Origin of the sequence: Pseudomonas sp. MYb541 (assembly GCF_037479595.1) — a bacterium.
GTDB classification, from domain to species: domain Bacteria; phylum Pseudomonadota; class Gammaproteobacteria; order Pseudomonadales; family Pseudomonadaceae; genus Aquipseudomonas; species Aquipseudomonas canadensis.
On the sequence record NZ_JBBGYS010000028.1, the window covers coordinates 52,965 to 69,298 of the forward strand.

The 16,334-nt window shown below is 60.7% G+C and carries 12 protein-coding genes and 1 pseudogene; 5 read left to right on the forward strand and 8 right to left on the reverse strand.

From position 1 onward, the window contains the following. Position 1 precedes the first annotated feature (1 nt). On the reverse strand, positions 2–4,300 hold the full coding sequence (locus WH299_RS18035) for an AvrE-family type 3 secretion system effector (protein ID WP_339550935.1): 4,299 nt from the start codon (positions 4,298–4,300) through the stop codon (positions 2–4). Between the two features lie 243 nt (positions 4,301–4,543). Here WH299_RS18035 and ggt point away from each other — a divergent pair, with 243 nt between their 5' ends. Beyond that, positions 4,544–6,373, forward strand: coding sequence for a gamma-glutamyltransferase (gene ggt, locus WH299_RS18040; protein ID WP_126570478.1), 1,830 nt, complete (start codon positions 4,544–4,546; stop codon positions 6,371–6,373). Between the two features lie 26 nt (positions 6,374–6,399). Then, the gene (gene pgeF, locus WH299_RS18045; RefSeq protein WP_122723654.1) at positions 6,400–7,125 is read left to right on the forward strand and encodes a peptidoglycan editing factor PgeF; all 726 of its coding nucleotides are present in this window, start codon (positions 6,400–6,402) and stop codon (positions 7,123–7,125) included. Here pgeF and ddlA read toward each other — a convergent pair. After that, on the reverse strand, positions 7,115–8,209 hold the full coding sequence (ddlA, locus tag WH299_RS18050) for a D-alanine--D-alanine ligase (RefSeq protein WP_339497133.1): 1,095 nt from the start codon (positions 8,207–8,209) through the stop codon (positions 7,115–7,117). The two genes, pgeF and ddlA, sit on opposite strands and share 11 nt — an antisense overlap. A gap of 44 nt (positions 8,210–8,253) precedes the next feature. Beyond that, positions 8,254–8,892, reverse strand: coding sequence for a LysE family translocator (locus tag WH299_RS18055; protein WP_323623517.1), 639 nt, complete (start codon positions 8,890–8,892; stop codon positions 8,254–8,256). Positions 8,893–9,034: 142 nt separating this feature from the next. Here WH299_RS18055 and WH299_RS18060 point away from each other — a divergent pair, with 142 nt between their 5' ends. Further along, positions 9,035–9,856, forward strand: a complete 822-nt coding sequence (locus WH299_RS18060) for an AraC family transcriptional regulator (protein WP_028618706.1) — start codon at positions 9,035–9,037, stop codon at positions 9,854–9,856. Here WH299_RS18060 and WH299_RS18065 read toward each other — a convergent pair. Beyond that, positions 9,833–11,170 (reverse strand): MFS transporter, encoded by a 1,338-nt coding sequence (locus tag WH299_RS18065; RefSeq protein ID WP_339550943.1) that lies wholly within the window; start codon positions 11,168–11,170, stop codon positions 9,833–9,835. The genes WH299_RS18060 and WH299_RS18065 overlap by 24 nt on opposite strands. Before the next feature lie 122 nt (positions 11,171–11,292). On the opposite strand from WH299_RS18065, the gene WH299_RS18070 reads away from it, so the two are divergent. Then, positions 11,293–12,177, forward strand: a complete 885-nt coding sequence (locus WH299_RS18070; RefSeq protein WP_126570479.1) for a LysR family transcriptional regulator — start codon at positions 11,293–11,295, stop codon at positions 12,175–12,177. A 94-nt stretch (positions 12,178–12,271) separates the two neighbouring features. Here the strand turns inward: WH299_RS18070 and WH299_RS18075 are convergent, their stop codons facing one another. From WH299_RS18075 to WH299_RS18085, 4 genes and pseudogenes are all read right to left on the reverse strand, one after another. Continuing rightward, entirely contained in the window at positions 12,272–12,850 is a 579-nt protein-coding gene (locus tag WH299_RS18075; protein WP_339550936.1) for a flavin reductase family protein, read from the reverse strand. 53 nt (positions 12,851–12,903) lie between these two features. Beyond that, a complete protein-coding gene (locus tag WH299_RS29695; RefSeq protein WP_371923945.1) occupies positions 12,904–13,335 on the reverse strand; it encodes a methyl-accepting chemotaxis protein in 432 nt (143 codons plus the stop codon). A gap of 108 nt (positions 13,336–13,443) precedes the next feature. After that, a pseudogene (locus WH299_RS29700) lies at positions 13,444–14,262 on the reverse strand (PAS domain-containing protein); the annotation flags it as partial. 63 nt (positions 14,263–14,325) lie between these two features. Beyond that, complete coding sequence (locus WH299_RS18085) at positions 14,326–14,658, reverse strand: DUF2790 domain-containing protein (RefSeq protein WP_028618701.1); 333 nt, start codon at positions 14,656–14,658, stop codon at positions 14,326–14,328. 226 nt (positions 14,659–14,884) lie between these two features. Here WH299_RS18085 and WH299_RS18090 point away from each other — a divergent pair, with 226 nt between their 5' ends. After that, entirely contained in the window at positions 14,885–16,204 is a 1,320-nt protein-coding gene (locus WH299_RS18090) for an OprD family porin (protein ID WP_126570481.1), read from the forward strand. Positions 16,205–16,334: the final 130 nt, after the last annotated feature.

The following is a 16,334-nucleotide window of genomic DNA, read 5'->3' on the forward strand; positions in this document are numbered from 1 at the left end:
TTCAATTCGCTGACCGGCCTTGTGTCCTCACGCGCAGGTCTCCCAGGTCAATCGTCAGATCAGGGCTCGGCAGACTACCCAGTGTGTCGTTCAGGTTCATCCGCAATGGCTTATCGGGGTCCAGCCCATATTCAAGGTCTGCATTGACGCGCTTCTGGGAATGACTCAGGCCAGCACTGCTGGAAAAGCTGAGGTTCGTCATAGCCGGTATCGACATGCCATGGGACTGGGTGGCGGTATAGCTAAGGCTCATGTTTTTGACCCGCAGATTGTTGCGATCGCTCAGTGCGCGCCTGATCAGCGGCTCGGTACTTTCACCGGCAAGGTGACTGCGCTCTATCGTTCGCAGGATCTCGGGCTTGAGTTCCATGCCAAGCGTTACCGAAGTGCCCTCGCCACGCTGCAACTGATCGAGCACCTGGGCAAATTGTGGGTCATCCCTCAACCACTGCTTGATCGCCGCTTTGTTGGCCGGCGCCACGTCATCCAGCCAGGCATGGCGACCATCGTCCCGCAACCCGACACGAGTGACCGATGAATCAACCGACGCCAGTTGGCGCAGCCCATTCTTTGCCAGGTCTTGCTGGAGAATCAGCTTATCCAGTGATTGGCAGATCGCGTGGTAGACGTCCGCTTTCGTCGCAGTGGACGGATGAGTCGCAAGGAACTGCCGCAGAGCAACCATCTGTTGATCCACTGTGCCCCCCGACAGCTCGGTCGCCGCCAGCTCCCGCCTGAACGTCGGCGAGTAAAGCGACACGCTGCGCTTGAGGTCATCAATCTGCGACTGAGTCACCGGTTGAGGGTGCTTGAAAGAAAAACTGAAGGCCTGCGATTCACCGCGATCAAACTTCACCATGACCGACAGTTCCGGCAATGCAAACACCGCCATGCTGGGCCCACCGCTTTGCGCCCCGACCAACGCCAATGCATTGAGGGGGGCGATATTGGCCCCCACACCACCCTGTCTGAGGAACTGTGCACTGGCTGCCGTATTGTGGCGGGTGCCCGTAGCAGTGCCCGTGGCGGACTGACTCTTATCCTTATGAAAAAGATTGAGGTTAGCCACCCCACCAACGCCTGCACGGATCACTGAGTCCAGCTCAGCAATGTTTTCCTGCGGGCTGTACATCAGGCGCAATTGGGCGAGTGCGTCCAGGTTCACGTCGCCACTGAGCTTCGAACTCTTGCCCGTCGCATGCTCCTCGCCCAGCCCCAGCAAGTCATAGACGGTTCCAGTCTCGGCAGTAAGGATCGACATCATTTTGCCAAAGTCAGCCTCCTTCACGTCGAAGGCGATGTTCGTCCCGGTATTTTTAGCGACCGCTGCGGTCAGCTCCGCAGCGACCCTCAACCCTGGCGTCACTGCGTCTGATCCTCGTCCCAACGTCACACCCGAGGCAACCGAGCCGGCCAGCCGCCGCATGTCATCCGAATTGATTTCAACCCGAGCACCTTTGTCGGTACGGCTGATACTCACCCCATGAGTATGGGACATGGAGGCGCCCAGGAAAAACTCCACGGGGGCTACTGGCTTTATCCCTGTCACCATCAACCCCAGGCTTATACCTTGGGTTCGGCTCGGGGAAAGGGTCTGGCCACTGTCCAGTTGTTGCACTTGCTGCGTCATCGCCTCTTTGATGGGAGCATCCTTAGGCAACCCCAGCAGTCCCGAAAGATGCCAGTGAAGCGCAGAGCCGGGTGTTCCAAGGTCCTTGGCCAAGAGCTTGAAGTTGCCATACAAGGATTCGGCCTGCTCGTAACTGGCAATACCTTGACTGGCCAATGTGTGTACAGGGCTGTCCTTGAACGCTTGCATGACATCCTGCAGAGACGTTTCTATGCGCGCCAGGCCGCTTGGGCTAAGGCCTGACGTCGCGTCGAGTGCCTGTACCAGGTCCGTCAATTGCTTGAGCGTATTCGCATGATGGATCAGGTCGCCTTCGATCAATGCCGAGGGGTGATTAAGGTCCCGCTTGCCCCCGGGCTTGGGCGCGGGAAGCGTCAAGCCCTGCCCCTCAAAGTTGGCCAACAACGCGGCGGTCGGTTTTTCCGGCGAGGGAGAGATTCTCCTGAACGCTTCATGGAGCTGATGAAGCGTCGAACCAGGGTTAATTTCCGCCCGGCTCAATGTGGGCTTTGGGTCAAATGCTACACCGTGAGTGTCGCCCAAGCGGCGCGCGCTTGACTGGCTACTCTCCTCTACCTGCGTCAGCGCCTGGCGAATCTGTCCGGCCAGCGCCTGCCGCGGCCCTGGCTCGCTCAACGCGGTGAGTCGCCTATTCAATTCAGCTGAAACCGGCCTGCTCTGCGCGAGAGGATGGAGTTGCTGATGCAGTCGCTGATGGTCAGCGTAGATGCCCTCCAACCCCTTGCGGCCAGTGAAACGCTGCTGAGCGCCTTTGGCCTTTTGGCTGAGGGCCTCCAGGGGATGAAAGTGTGCGCTGATCCCTTGAAAAAAATCACGCTTGAGCGGTACACCCTCACGGGACTGCCCCATGACATTACTGCCGACGGTCAGTGCCCCTCCGGGAAACTGCGCGCGCATTTGCTGACTCGCCAACGTGTCGGCTAACGAAGGCGCCGAGGTTGTCGATTGCACCGCGCCCCACTCCATTGCAGTCGCGCTGGCGTTGTTCAGTCGGTAGAACTGCTTGTTCCACCCAGCAACCAAGTGCTTATCCGCCCCCATTCGCAAGGACTCCAGCGGTTGGCGATCCGGAAGTTCAACTCTGCTCCAGTGCTGCATGCTCGCGGTGTTGCCCTGCCAGGCCTCGCGATCCAATCTGAACAGTTCTCCACCCTGGGTGTGTGCATACAGATTGCCCGCGTGATCCAGGTTAAGCGTCTTTATGTCAATCGAAGGTGATGCGTGTAGCGGCCAGGCGCCCCCATCGTGATGGACCTGAAGCTGGTTGTTCTGGTCGGCAGTGACAAAATTACGCCCGTCAGCGACAGCAAACCCAGTGACGCGCTGCTGAGTATCCCCTGCGAGTACTTCGTCAACAGACACATGCGGGCGCGGCGCGGGAAGCGCGGCCAAATCATGGCTGGCCCCCTCAATCAGCGGATCGCGCACTTTACTGATGGTCACCGCCTTCAGTTGCCCCTCCTGCACCACATAGGCACGGCCGTCCAACCCGCGCTCCAGATGCTCGACACCGGGTTGCGCGGTGTCTTGCCAACGCTGCTCCGCCGCGTCCCAGGTCAGCAGGTTGCCGGCATCCAGTGCAACCTTGCCTCGCGGTCCAAGATCGACCGCCGCCGCCAGTGCCTGCTGGCTGGGCAGGGGCAGGCCTTTCTCAATGCCCTTGACCAACACGTCGCTGAGGTTCCACTGCGGGCGAAGGTCGTTTGCGTCACTCAAGGGCACACTGTGCAATTGCTGGCGTGCGTCTCGCACCTTGGCATTGAGTTGTCCTTGATCATCATGAAAGAAGCCTTCGACACTGATCGCGCCCTTCAATGCTCGCTCCAGCGACTCGATGGGTAGCCGAACGATCGGCAGTTTGCCATCGCGCGCCATGCGTAGGTCTGCCCGGATCCACTCACCGTCCGTGGTCGCACCATGCAAGGTGTTTCCCGACAACCCGATACGAGTGAGCTGCACAGGCAGTCCGGTCTCATCGACCAGGCGCACCGCTTGTGGGCTGTTTCCCAGAATATGCACATAAGAGGCATCATCGCCTTGCCTCAGCAGCACCGTAGTATGACCTTGCGTATCACTGTCTTCGAAACTCAAAGGTGTCTTCAACAGTTGCCCATCATGGGTCAGACCTAGGCGGCTGAAGGCTCGGTTATCCGCATCGGGCATCCAGGAAAGTGTGAGAGGTTCAAAGCGAAACAGTCGCTGGCCATCCAGGCGAAACTGCTGGCCATCCGCTGTAGTCTGAACAGCGCTCACGCTCCCTACGTGCGCGCGCCCCGGACTATCGCCAGCGCCGCCAGTTGTATCCGGGAGGCTGCTTTTGAACACTGCGGCGACAGCCGGCGTGGACTGGATGTGAAACACATACTGGCGCTCATCCTTCATCCGCAACGTAGGCGTACCTGCTGTCGAAGGACCATCAGCCACATAGTGTTTATTGGGCTGGTTGAGGTGGCGGGCGATATCACGCCCAATCAGTGTCTTATCAGACTGCACCTTGCCATCGCTAAGGGACACATCGAACTGCATCGAAGTCGGTTGCAATGGTTGATAGTGCAGCAACACGGGTGGAGGCGGTTCCTGGGCCGACCTCTTCAAGCGTTCCACCAGGTCATGCTGTAACTTGAAAAGGGCTTTCAATTCCGTACGCATGGCAATACTCCCAAACAAAATTCATCACCCCCGTCTAGTGGGCATCCTCTCTGTTTGGTTCCAATCAGGCTTTTTCACAACGGCGACTGCATTCGCAGGAAAAAACCGCTCATCTGTATTTTGACGCTCGCCCGCCCCACTGTTAGTGTCCGGCTCCACCCTTGCACGCATGCCGTGCTCTACCTGCAAGGCACGATTTATCTGTAAGAAGCAGTACCCCAAGGACAACAGATCATTCTCAAAATGAACGGAGTTCAACGCGTGTTTTCGATTTCCCGCCGTCAACTGTCAGTGATTGCCGCAGCCCTTGCACTGGCTGCATGCAACACCTCTGTCAACGAACAGCCACCGGCACCCGAACTGGGTTCAGGCTACCGCACCGACCTCACCACCCAACAGGCTGAGCGTCATATGGCGGCCGCCGCCAACCCGCTCGCGGCCGAGGCCGGGCGAGAGATGCTGCGCAAAGGCGGTTCGGCTATCGATGCGGCGATTGCGATGCAGGCGGTGTTGACCTTGGTTGAGCCGCAGTCATCCGGCATCGGCGGTGGCGCGTTTATCATGCTGTGGGACGCAAACACCGTGCACGCCTATGACGGCCGCGAAACAGCGCCAGCCGGGGCGACGGAGCGGTTATTCCTGAAGACCGATGGTAAGCCGATGGCGTTTCCAGAAGCTCAGATTGGCGGACGGTCGGTCGGCACGCCTGGGGTATTGCGTGCACTTGAGATGGCACACAAGAAGACCGGTCACCTGCAATGGGGCGAGCTGTTCGAGCCGGCGATCCGGCTGGCGGAACAGGGCTTCGCCATTTCTCCACGCCTGCACAGCCTGATCGCAGCCGACCGCTACATCGCGCAATCACCGGACATGGCAGCGTACTTCCTGAACGCCGATGGCTCACCAAAAGCCACCGGTACGCTGTTGAAAAACCCCGCACTGGCCAACGTGTTCAAACGCATCGCCAAGGAAGGGCCGGATGCACTGTACCAAGGGCCGATTGCCGATGAGATCGCACGCAAGGTGCAGGGCCATCGCAACGCAGGCAGCCTGTCCCTGGCGGACCTCAAGGGCTACACCGCCAAAGAGCGCAAGCCGCTGTGCACCGATTACAAACAGTGGAAAGTCTGCGGTATGCCACCGCCGTCATCGGGCGGAGTCGCCATCGCGCAAATCCTCGGCACCTTGCAGGCGCTGGAAGCACGCGATCCCGCCCTGGCCATCGCAGCCATGCAACCGGTGAAAAGTTCGTCGCCTGCTGGCCTTGAGCCCGCGCCCGAAGCCGTGCACCTGCTGGCCGAAGCCGGGCGCCTGGCGTTTGCCGATCGCGCGCTCTATGTCGCCGACGCGGACTTCGTTCCAGTGCCCGTGGCGGGTCTGGTCGCACCGAACTACCTGGCCAAGCGTGCGGCCCTGATCGGCGAACGCAGCATGGGCATCGCCAAGCCGGGTGTACCTGCGGGTATCCAGGTGGCCTACGCGCCGGATCGCTCGCCGCTGCGCATTTCCACATCACAAGTGGTGGCGGTGGATGACCGGGGCGGCGCTGTGTCGATGACCACCACGGTGGAAGCGGCATTCGGCTCACATGTGATGGTGCAGGGCTTCTTGCTCAACAACCAGATGACCGACTTCTCGTTTGCTCCCGAGGAAAACGGCCAGCCAGTCGCCAACCGCGTCGAGCCCGGCAAACGCCCGCGTTCGGCCATGGCGCCGACCCTGGTGTTCGACCGCAAAAGCGGCGAATTACTGGCCACGGTGGGTTCACCCGGTGGCTCGCAAATCATCGAGTACGTGAGCAAGTCCCTGGTGGCCATGCTCGACTGGAAACTCGACCCGCAAGCCGCCATCAGCCTACCTAACTTCGGCAGCCGCAATGGCGCGACCGAGTTGGAAACCGGTCTGTTCAGCCCCGCGCTGAAACAGGCCCTCAAGGACAAGGGCCATGCGCTGAGCGAGATCGATATGACCAGCGGCATCCAGACCATCGTCCGCACGCGGGATGCCCAGGGCAAAGTGTCGCTGAGCGGCGGCGCCGACCCTCGGCGCGAAGGCGTAGCGGTTGGCGACTGACTATTCAATCAACGGAGAACGCGCTTGTGCAGCAGGCAGATAATCTCGGCGCCATCCCTGGCGTCGACCACGGTTTTTGTTCGATCAATGATCCGCTGCGCCCGCTAGAGGTGTTCATCTGCAAGCAAGTGCACAGTGCTTCGGTGATTGAATGGCAAGCGGACCAGGTGTCCAATACGGTGGAGGCGGACGGGGTGTGCACGGGCGAGGATCAGCCCATCGCTGTGATCACCGCCGATTGCCTGCCCATTCTCATTGCCTCGAAAAACGGCGAGAAAGTGGCTGCCGTGCATGGCGGGTGGAAGGGATTACAAGCTGGGATTGTTGCCAACGCCGTCCAGCGCTTTGCTGATGAGGGCATGGCCGCCGACCAGTTGCGGGTGGCGATAGGGCCGTCGATCAAGCCGTGCTGTTATGAAGTGAGCGAAGCGTTTATCGCACAGTTCCAGGCGGATCAGGGGCACTTGTGGTTAAGTGGGCGGGCACCGTGGAGCGTTGTGCAACCCACGCCGTTGCTGCCGCCTGAGATCGCACCACCCCACGCACGGCAAGAGGGAAGTGCGTGGTTTGATTTGAGTGGTTATGGGGTGATGTTGCTGCAAGCCGCCGGCATCCGGCGGGAGCAGATCGAGGTGAGTGAGGTGTGCACTTACTGCACCTCCCCCACCTTTGCCAGCTACCGCCGAAGGACGCATCATCCGGAGGAAGTGACGACACTGATTTACTCGTGGATTGCTCGCATCACCGACTGATCTTCAACCCCTTGCGCCCCGCGTGCCGCTCCAACGCCAGCTCGATCAGCCGGCTCACCAGTTCGCTGTAGCTCATCCCCGCCGCCTGCCACAGCTTGGGGTACATGCTGATGCGGGTGAAGCCGGGCAGTGAGTTGATTTCGTTGATCAGCACTTCACCGTCGTCGGTGAGGAACACGTCGACCCGTGCCAAACCGGAACAACCCAGTACCTCGAACGCCTCGACCGCCAGCCCGCGAATACGCTCGCTGGCTTCCTGGCTGATGTCGGCCGGCACCACCACCTGGGCGGCCTGGTCGTCGATGTATTTGCTGTCGTAGGAGTAGAAACCGCTGCTCACCACGATTTCGCCACAACCGCTGGCGATGGGGTTTTCGTTGCCGAGCACGGCACACTCGATTTCACGGCCTTTTACGGCGGATTCAACCAACACCTTTTCATCAAAACCCAGGGCCAATTCAACAGCCGCGTGGTATTCGGCTTTGTCGCCGACTTTACTCACGCCCACGGAGGAACCTTGGTTGGCAGGTTTGACGAACATCGGCAGGCCGAGTTTGTTCACCGCAGCCTCAAACGAAGTACGCGCCGCGTTGCTGCGGGTCAGGGTGATGAACGGGGTAACGGCGATACCAGCATCGCGCAGCAGGCGTTTGCTGATGTCCTTGTCCATGCACACCGCCGAGCCGAGTACGTCGGAACCGACAAAAGGCAGGTCCGCCATGCGCAACAGACCTTGCAGGCAACCGTCTTCGCCGAGAGTGCCGTGGACGATGGGGAAAATCACATCGACATGTTCCAGCAAGCCCGTGCCCGAGGTCTCCACCAGCTGCTGGTTGGCCTTGCCGGGCACCACCGCCAGTTCGCGGTTGGACTGGTTGAGGGCGATCAGGGACGGGTTTTCCTGGTTGAGCAGGAAGTTCGATGTGTCGTTGAGATGCCAGTGGCCAGCCTTGTCGATACCGATCAACACCGGCTCGAAACGGGAGCGGTCCAGCGCGTCAACAATGTTACGCGCCGATTGCAACGAGACTTCGTGCTCGGCCGACCGGCCACCAAAAATAATACCTACCCGCACCTTGCTCATGACCCGGCCTCACTGTTGAAAGTAAGGCTTCTTACCACGGGCGGTCAGCGATTCGCTACCAGATGTGCACCGAACAGCAGGTAGCAGCCCCCGGCAAAGCGGTCGAGCCACTTGCGCGAGCGACTGTAGAGATTGGCCATGCGCTCGCTGGAAAACACCAAGGCCACGCAGGAATACCAGCTGAACGACAAGGTGGCCATGGTGATGACCGCCAGAGTCAGCAGCAGCGGTGAGGGAGACGGCGGCATGGTGGACGCGAAGATGGTGGCCACAAATAGCGCCGCCTTGGGGTTCGACAAGTTACCCAGCAACCCCAGCCGCCAGGCGGAAAACAGCGAGCGCCGAGCCTCGTCCGGCAGCATGCTCTGGCTCATGGCCGGTGCCGAGCGCTTGAACAACTTCAAGCCGAGATAGATCAAGTAGCAGCCACCTATGATCTTGAACGCCAGGTAAAGCATCGGCGCAGCGGTAAACAACGACTTGATGCCCAGGCCTCCGGCCAGTCCCCACAGGATGGTCCCCGTCGCCACACCGGCCGATGCCACCACGCCATGGCGGCGCGAACAACTGGCGGCCAATTGCGCCGTATTGAAAAAGTTGGGGCCGGGCGTCACCACTGCCACCGTCCACAGCAGGGCCAGCGAAACCAGGGGCGCCAGGTAGGCGGGGTTGAAAAAATCCATGGGAGGCAGCTCCATCAGCGCAAGGCACGAACAGCGATCATAGGCCTCGCCCACGCCCTGCACAATCGTACAAGACCCCGGCAGACAACCCGCGCCAGACTGGGTTAACGTACTTATCTCTCCTTCTTTGTGACGCGCCACCATGGGCAAACCCACCGCCACCCTCGACTGGCTGCACCGCGCCCCGCATGCCAGTGGCCTGGACCGTATCGAGGCGTATTTTGCCGGCTTCGCCTTCGACCCTCATCGCCATGACACCTACGCCATCGGGCGGACGTTGACGGGCGTGCAGAGTTTTCACTATCGCGGCGACATGGTGCACAGCCTGCCCGGCACCACCATGGTGCTTCACCCCGACGAGACCCACGACGGTCACGCCGGCAGCGATGAAGGCTTCAAGTACCGGATGATTTACGTCGAACCATCGCTGATCCAGCAGATCCTCGGCGGCAAACCGTTGCCGTTTATCCCCAACGGTTTATCCACCGACCCACGGCTGTTTCGCGCCAGCGAAGTACTGCTGCAGAACCTGGATAACCCCATCGACCCGTTGCAGGAACAGGACGCCCTGTTTGACCTGGCCCACGCCTTGAGCAACGTCTCGGGCGGGATCGTCAGCCGCAAGACCTTCGACTATGTAGCCGCAGAGCGCGCCCGTGAGTTTATCCACAGCGCCCTGGGCCGCAGCATCACCCTGGATGAAATGGCCGACCACGCCGGCCGCGACCGCTGGGCCTTGTCGCGGGATTTTCGCTTGCTGTTCGGCACCAGCCCCTACCGCTACCTGACCATGCGCCGGCTGGACCTGGTGCGCAGCCTGCTGGCCCAGGGCCAATCGCTGGTCGACGCGGCAATGACCGCAGGGTTTACAGACCAGAGTCACATGACCCGGCAATTTCGCAGCACCTACGGCATGCCGCCGTCGCGCTGGGTAAAAATGTCAGACCGCTTCCAAGGCAGATAACCCGGCCGGTTGCTTGAGACGCAGCGCCAATATCGCGCCAGCCAGGGCAATCGCTGCGCTCCACCACAACGCCCGTTCGATGCCCCCCGCGCTCGCCACCGACACCAGCACCGCCAGCCCCAGGGCCCCGCCGATCTGCTGGCTGGTGGAGGCCATCCCAGCCGCCACGCCCTGCTCGCCCGGACGAATGCCCAGGCCCGCTGCCACCCACATCGCGGTCCAGGTCATGCCCTGGCCGATGCTCAGGATGAAAATCCCCGGCAGCAGCGACCAGAACCCCACGCCGGTCGGCAACGCCCATACCACCAGCGCAATGCCCAGCGCGCCAGCCAGTTGCCCACTGACGAGGGTGTTGCGCAACCCCAGCCGCACCAGCGAGCGCTCCGCCAGCCAGATGCCGAACGTGCACACCAAGGTCGCCGGCAAGAACGCCAACCCCGCCTGCAATACGCTGTAGCCGTAAACTTGCTGGTAATACAGCGCAAGGAAGTAGTACTGCACGCCAAAGCTGCTCATGAACACTGCCGTCAGCACCATGGCCATGCGCAGCTCACGGTAGGCAAACAGGCGCAGCGGCATCAGCGGGTCGCGGCCTCGGTGTTCGATCCAGGCGAACAGCCCGAGCAGTACCAATGCCATGCCCAGGCAGCCGAGGGTGGACGGGGCCGTCCAGCCCCATTCCGGGCCTTGTACCAACGAGAACACCAGCAAGGTACCGCCGACGGTCACGGTCAGCGCGCCACTGATATCAAAGTTACGCCCGCGCGCGGGCGCAGCGTCAGCGGGGATCCAGTACCGCGCCGCCCACGCACAGCCGCCCGCCAGAGGCACGTTCACCAGAAATACCGCTTCCCAACCCCACACCTGGGTCAGCACGCCGCCAAGCAACGCGCCCAACGCCAGCCCCGCCGCCGACGCCGCACTCCACACGGCAAACGCACGGTTGCGCGCCGGCCCTTCGGCGTAGTGAGTGTTGATCAGCGCGAGCGTGGCCGGGAACAGCATCGCACCGCCCACGCCCTGCACCGCCCGCGCCAGTACCAGCAATATCGCGCTGCCACCCAGCACCGCCGCCAGGGAGGCCAGGGCGTAGAGCGACTGCCCCACCCGGTACAAACGGCGCTTGCCGAGCAAATCCGTGGCCCTGCCACCCAGCAGCAGGAACCCGCCAAATGCCACGCTGTAGGCGCTCACCACCCACTGCAATTGCTGGGCAGAAAAATCCAGGTGAGCACCGATCTGCGGCAAGGCGACAAACACGATGGTGGCATCCAGCGCGATGATCAATTGCGCGGTGGCCAGCAACGTCAACATCCAGCCTGAGGGTCGAGAAGGAGACATCACAGCGTCCTGTCCGAAAATGAGAGGGCATCAGTTTCTTTCATGCCCGATCGATGATAAATAGCGCTATCACTCTTTCAATAATGACTTTAATCATGGATCTGAACGCTGTTCGCCTGCTGGTCCGCGTGGCTGAAACCCGCAGTTTCACCCGTGCCGCCGGTGACCTGGGGCTGACCCAATCCGGTCTGTCCCGCGCCATTTCGCGCCTGGAAAGCGAGCTGGGGGTTCGCCTGCTGCAACGCAACACGCGCAGCGTCAGCCTCACCCCCGATGGGCAGATGTTGTACGAGCGCAGTGCACCGTTGCTGGCGGAATTGGCCGAAGCCGAAAAACTGCTGCTCGACCGGCGCAGCAACCCGTCCGGTCTGTTGAAGATCAGCACGCCGTCACTGTTCGGGCGCAAAGTGGTGATGCCAGTGATAGGCGAATTGACCTTGCGTTACCCCGAGTTGCGCATCGAGGCGGTGATGACCGACCGCCTGGTGGATATCGTCGATGAAGGCTTCGATGCGTTGCTGCGTACCGGCGAGATCCAGGACCAACGCCTGATCGCCCGCGCCCTGCCGCCACTGCGTTGGGTCACGGTTGCCGCACCCGGTTATCTCGCACGTTTCGGCACCCCGCACTGCGTCGATGACCTCAAGCACCACAACTGCCTCACCGTACGTAACTTGCGCAGCGGCCGTCTGGTGGACTGGCAGTTCATGATCGACGGCAAGGTGCAGGATGTAAGCGTCGAAGGGCGGCTGATCTTTGACATCGGCGATGCCCTGGTTGACGGCGCCGTGGGCGGTTTTGGCATCGCCCAGGTGATGGATTTTGCCGTGCGCGACGACCTCGCGGCCGGGCGCCTGGTTCCGGTACTGGAACACGTCGCCGGGCGCAGTCGGGCGATCTCGCTGGTCTACCCGCCGTCCCGGCAGTACTCACCGAAGCTGATGGCGTTCGCCGAAGCCCTCAGCCAGGCAAAATGGTAACCCTGTAGGAGCCGGCTTGCCGGCGATGCGGCCTGTGGAATAGACGTACTCCTCAAGACGGTTATCGCCGGCAAGCCGGCTCCTACAGGGGGCGTCAGGCCAGGGTCTTGCCGGTGATCGGCTGGCCGATGGTCAAGAAATGCCCGCCCGCCACATGGTGCAAGGTGCGCAGTTCATCATGGCCTTCGAAGTGCCAACGACCGTCGCTGAATACGCGCTCATCGGCATAAGCCGCCACCACTTCACCGAGGAACAGATCATAGGTCTGCTGGTTATGGGGCTCGGGCAACAGACGGCACTCCAGCCAGGCAACGCAACCTTCCAGCAACGACGCTTCGGTGTGTTCACCCTTGAACGTCTGCAAGCCGTAGGCGGCAAATTTGTCAGTGTCGGCGCCGGTGATGTTACCCACGGTTTGCACAAGGTCGGCCTGGGCCGCGCAAGGCACCTGGAGCACAAAGGTGCCGGCGCCCTCGAGCAGTTGGCGGGTCCATGTTGCCTTGTCCAGCACCACGGCGACTTTCGGCGGTTCGAAATCCAGCGGCATGGCCCAGGCAGCGGCCATGATATTGCGCTGGCCATTGTGCGCGGCACTCACCAGTACGGTCGGTCCGTGGTTGAGCAAACGGTAGGCCTTGGACAGCGGAACGGGGCGACGGTGGGTAGGGCTCATGGACGGTCGGCTCTTCATGCAAGAAAGCGCCTACGATACCTGAAGCCCCAGGCTCAACTCGACAGTTGGTTGGCGAACTGCCCCACCGCGCTGACGACCTTCTGCGCGCCGTCCTGGATCTCCACGATCACCGTGCCCGCTTCGGCCGCCAGGGCCAGGCCTTGCTCGGCTTGCAGGCGACCTTCAGTCATCAGGCTCACAGCATCGCGCGCCATGTCCTGGTTCTGGCGCACCACGCCGACGATCTCTTCGGTCGCCTTGCTGGTCCGTGATGCCAACTGCCGAACTTCATCGGCCACTACGGCAAAACCACGGCCCTGCTCACCCGCGCGCGCCGCTTCGATGGCAGCGTTGAGCGCCAGCAGATTGGTCTGCTCGGCAATACCGCTGATGGTCTTGACGATGGTGCCGATGACCTGGGACTGAGCGTTCAGCGCCTCGATGCCGTCGCCGGCCTGCTGCATGTGCTTGGCCAGGTCGCGCATCACATCCACGGCCTGGGTCACCACGGTGGTACCGCGCTGGGCACTGTTGTCAGTTTGCAGCGAGGTGCTGTAGGCAATGTTCGCTGCTTCGGCGACCGCCTGCTCCTGGTTGACCTGGTCGGTGATCACCGTGGCGAACTTGACCACTTTGTACAGCCGGTCATTGGCGTCCAACACCGGGTTGTAGGTCGCTTCCAGCCACACCACACGGCCATGGCTGTCGACCCGCTTGAAGCGCGCCGCGACAAACTCACCGGCGTTCAAACGTTTCCAGAAGTCCTGGTATTCGGTGCTGTTGTATTCCTGCGGCTCGCAGAACATCCGGTGATGCTTGCCCTGGATCTGCGCCAGACTGTAACCCATGCCGCCGAGGAACCGATCATTGGCGGTGAGCACGTGGCCACCGAGATCGAACTCGATCACGGCCGTCGAGCGCACCAGGGCGTTCATGAGGTTTTCATGCTCGCGGGAGGCCTCGATCGTGCGGGTTAGATCGCTGGAATAAATCGAAAAATGCTTGATGCGCCCATCGGAACTGCGCACCGGCTGCACAATCGAGCGCAGCCAGGCTTCCTGGCCATTGCCACGCATCAGGCGCACGGTGCCGGCGAAGTGTTCACCGCGCACCAGCGCGTTCTTGAAGCGCTGCTGGAACTCATCCCGACGCACATGGACGGGCTCCAGGTCTTCGATCTTCCGTCCCAGCAGTTGGCCGCTCTGATAGGCCAACTCCTGCAGGAAGTTGGCGTTGGCCCATTCCACCCGGCCTTCGGCGTCCAGCGTCAGGCACAGCATTTCGCTTTCCAGGCTCTCCTTGACCTGATTCAAGCTGGACAATTCTTCGCGAAGAGCCGACAGCTCCTGCTTCAAACGGGTGTTGAACATGGGGCACCGATGGTCAAGTGGGGAGAGTGATCTGACCTGCATCGGCGCTGCCGGCGTTTTCTGAAGAGGGCTTTAGCCTCAGGTCCAACAATATTTCTGGATCCATTAGCTGCCATTGTTTCGGCACACGCCCATCACTTTATATTCAAGGGTATTGAGCTTGCCGCTGGAGTCTTCATAGGTCATGCGCGACGGCACCGCGTTGCACGAACGGATCGGCGGCGTGACGTTGACCACCTTGGCAATATCCAGCTCCAGGCCATAGCGATACACCTGGACCTCGGGCGCCGGCTTACCCTTTTTGGCGGCATAGTCGGCCATGGCTTTCTCATTGCGCTCCATCATCAGCGCGAACGTACGATCGCCCCCGCCCTCGGCCAATACACCGAAAGACAAAACTGCAGTTAACACGCCCAGCGCGACGGTATAAAAATTCATGGTTAGTTCCTCGGTTGAAATATTCAGTGCCGAGACTAACCAACTGACCCTGACGCAATCTTCACCAGAACATTACTTATTTGTTAGATAACGGTGAGCTTCCAGAATTGTAATGTTCACGCCACTTCTTCGTTATCCACAGTTTGTAACTATCAGCCCGGGCCAGATCAATAAGAACGCCCACTCCCATAAGAAGCTGAACACTGCCAGTACCCAGGAGCGAACCATGCGTATCCGTCACTACAGCCTTCCCCTTTCACTGTGCGCCGCCTTGCCCTTGGCCGCCGTGGCTGCGCAAGAAAAACCCGAGGGGTTTATCGAAGGCAGCAGCCTTAACGTGCTGGCACGTAATTTTTACTTCAACCGCGATGATCGCAAGGGCCAGTCCAGCCCCACCGGCAACGGCTACTCAGAAGCCTGGGCGCAGGGATTGATTGGGCGCTTCGAATCCGGTTTTACCCAGGGCACCGTGGGGTTTGGCCTGGACGCATTCGCCATGGTCGGCGTGAAGCTGGATTCGGGCACCGGCCGCAGCGGTGGCAAAGGCTCGTTCGGCGTGTTACCGGTGGACAGTAACAACCATCCGGAAGACAACTACAGCAAAGTCGGTGGCGCCGCGAAATTGCGTGTGCTGGACACCGTTATTAAAGCCGGCGATGTATTCCCGCTGACCCCGGTCGTGGCATACGGTGACTCACGCGTTTTGCCGGAAAGCTTTCGCGGCGTCACCGCACAAAACACCAGTCTTGAGGGCCTGAGCTTGCAGGGCGGACACTTGAGCGGCATGAGCCAGCCGACGCAAAGCGGCATGGACAAGGGTTTTGCCACCTTCTACGCGGGCCCGGTCGACTCGCCCTGGATCGGCTATTTCGGCGGCGACTACACCGTCAACAAAAACCTTGGTTTCAGCCTTTACAGCAGCCGCCTGAAAGACGCCTGGAACCAGTACTACGTCGGCAGCGCCGCCAGTTATCCACTCAATGATGACGTCTCGCTGTTCGGTGACTTCAACTACTACAAGGCAGTGGACGAAGGTAAGAAGCTACTGGGTGAGTTCGACAACAACATCTGGAGCGCCAGGCTCGGGGTGAAGGTCGGCGCCCACAGCCTGGCCGTCTCGCACCAACGCAACAATGGCGATGACGACTTCGACTACCTGCGCCAGTCGGACTCGATCTTCCTCAACAACTCGATCCAGTACAGCGACTTCAACTCGCCCAAGGAGCGTTCGTGGATGGTGCGCTACGACCTGGACATGCAGGCGTTCGGCATTCCCGGCCTGTCGTTCATGACCCGCTACGGCAAAGGCACCGGCGCTGACTACAGCAACGCCAACGCGGTGTACATGCGCCGCGATGCGGCTGGCAATCCGCTCACCGACCAACGCCGCTGGGAGCGGGACATCGAAGCCAAATACGTGGTGCAGGAAGGCAGCTTGAAGGACTTATCGCTGCGACTGCGCCAGGCGACAGTGCGCTCTAGTGCATTTGAGTCGGACCTGGAAGAAGTTCGGTTGATTGTCGAGTATCCAATTGCAGTGCTTTAAGGGATACCCATTACATTCACTTGCCGATGGCCTACATCTGTTTACAAGTTGAAGTCTGTCAGAACTGTAATATTGGCCTCACCTTCTCGTTAGTTTGCACTTTTTACACTGCACATCGAACACAACTCAT

Coding starts and splice junctions, on each gene's coding strand:
- WH299_RS18035 (WP_339550935.1), bottom strand. CDS start 4,300: ATGCGTACGGAATTGAAAGCCCTTTTCAAGTTACAGCATGACCTGGTG.
- ggt (WP_126570478.1), top strand. CDS start 4,544: ATGAACGGAGTTCAACGCGTGTTTTCGATTTCCCGCCGTCAACTGTCA.
- ddlA (WP_339497133.1), bottom strand. CDS start 8,209: ATGAGCAAGGTGCGGGTAGGTATTATTTTTGGTGGCCGGTCGGCCGAG.
- WH299_RS18055 (WP_323623517.1), bottom strand. CDS start 8,892: ATGGATTTTTTCAACCCCGCCTACCTGGCGCCCCTGGTTTCGCTGGCC.
- WH299_RS18060 (WP_028618706.1), top strand. CDS start 9,035: ATGGGCAAACCCACCGCCACCCTCGACTGGCTGCACCGCGCCCCGCAT.
- WH299_RS18065 (WP_339550943.1), bottom strand. CDS start 11,170: ATGTTGACGTTGCTGGCCACCGCGCAATTGATCATCGCGCTGGATGCC.
- WH299_RS18070 (WP_126570479.1), top strand. CDS start 11,293: ATGGATCTGAACGCTGTTCGCCTGCTGGTCCGCGTGGCTGAAACCCGC.
- WH299_RS18075 (WP_339550936.1), bottom strand. CDS start 12,850: ATGAGCCCTACCCACCGTCGCCCCGTTCCGCTGTCCAAGGCCTACCGT.
- WH299_RS29695 (WP_371923945.1), bottom strand. CDS start 13,335: ATGCGCGACCTGGCCAAGCACATGCAGCAGGCCGGCGACGGCATCGAG.
- WH299_RS18085 (WP_028618701.1), bottom strand. CDS start 14,658: ATGAATTTTTATACCGTCGCGCTGGGCGTGTTAACTGCAGTTTTGTCT.
- WH299_RS18090 (WP_126570481.1), top strand. CDS start 14,885: ATGCGTATCCGTCACTACAGCCTTCCCCTTTCACTGTGCGCCGCCTTG.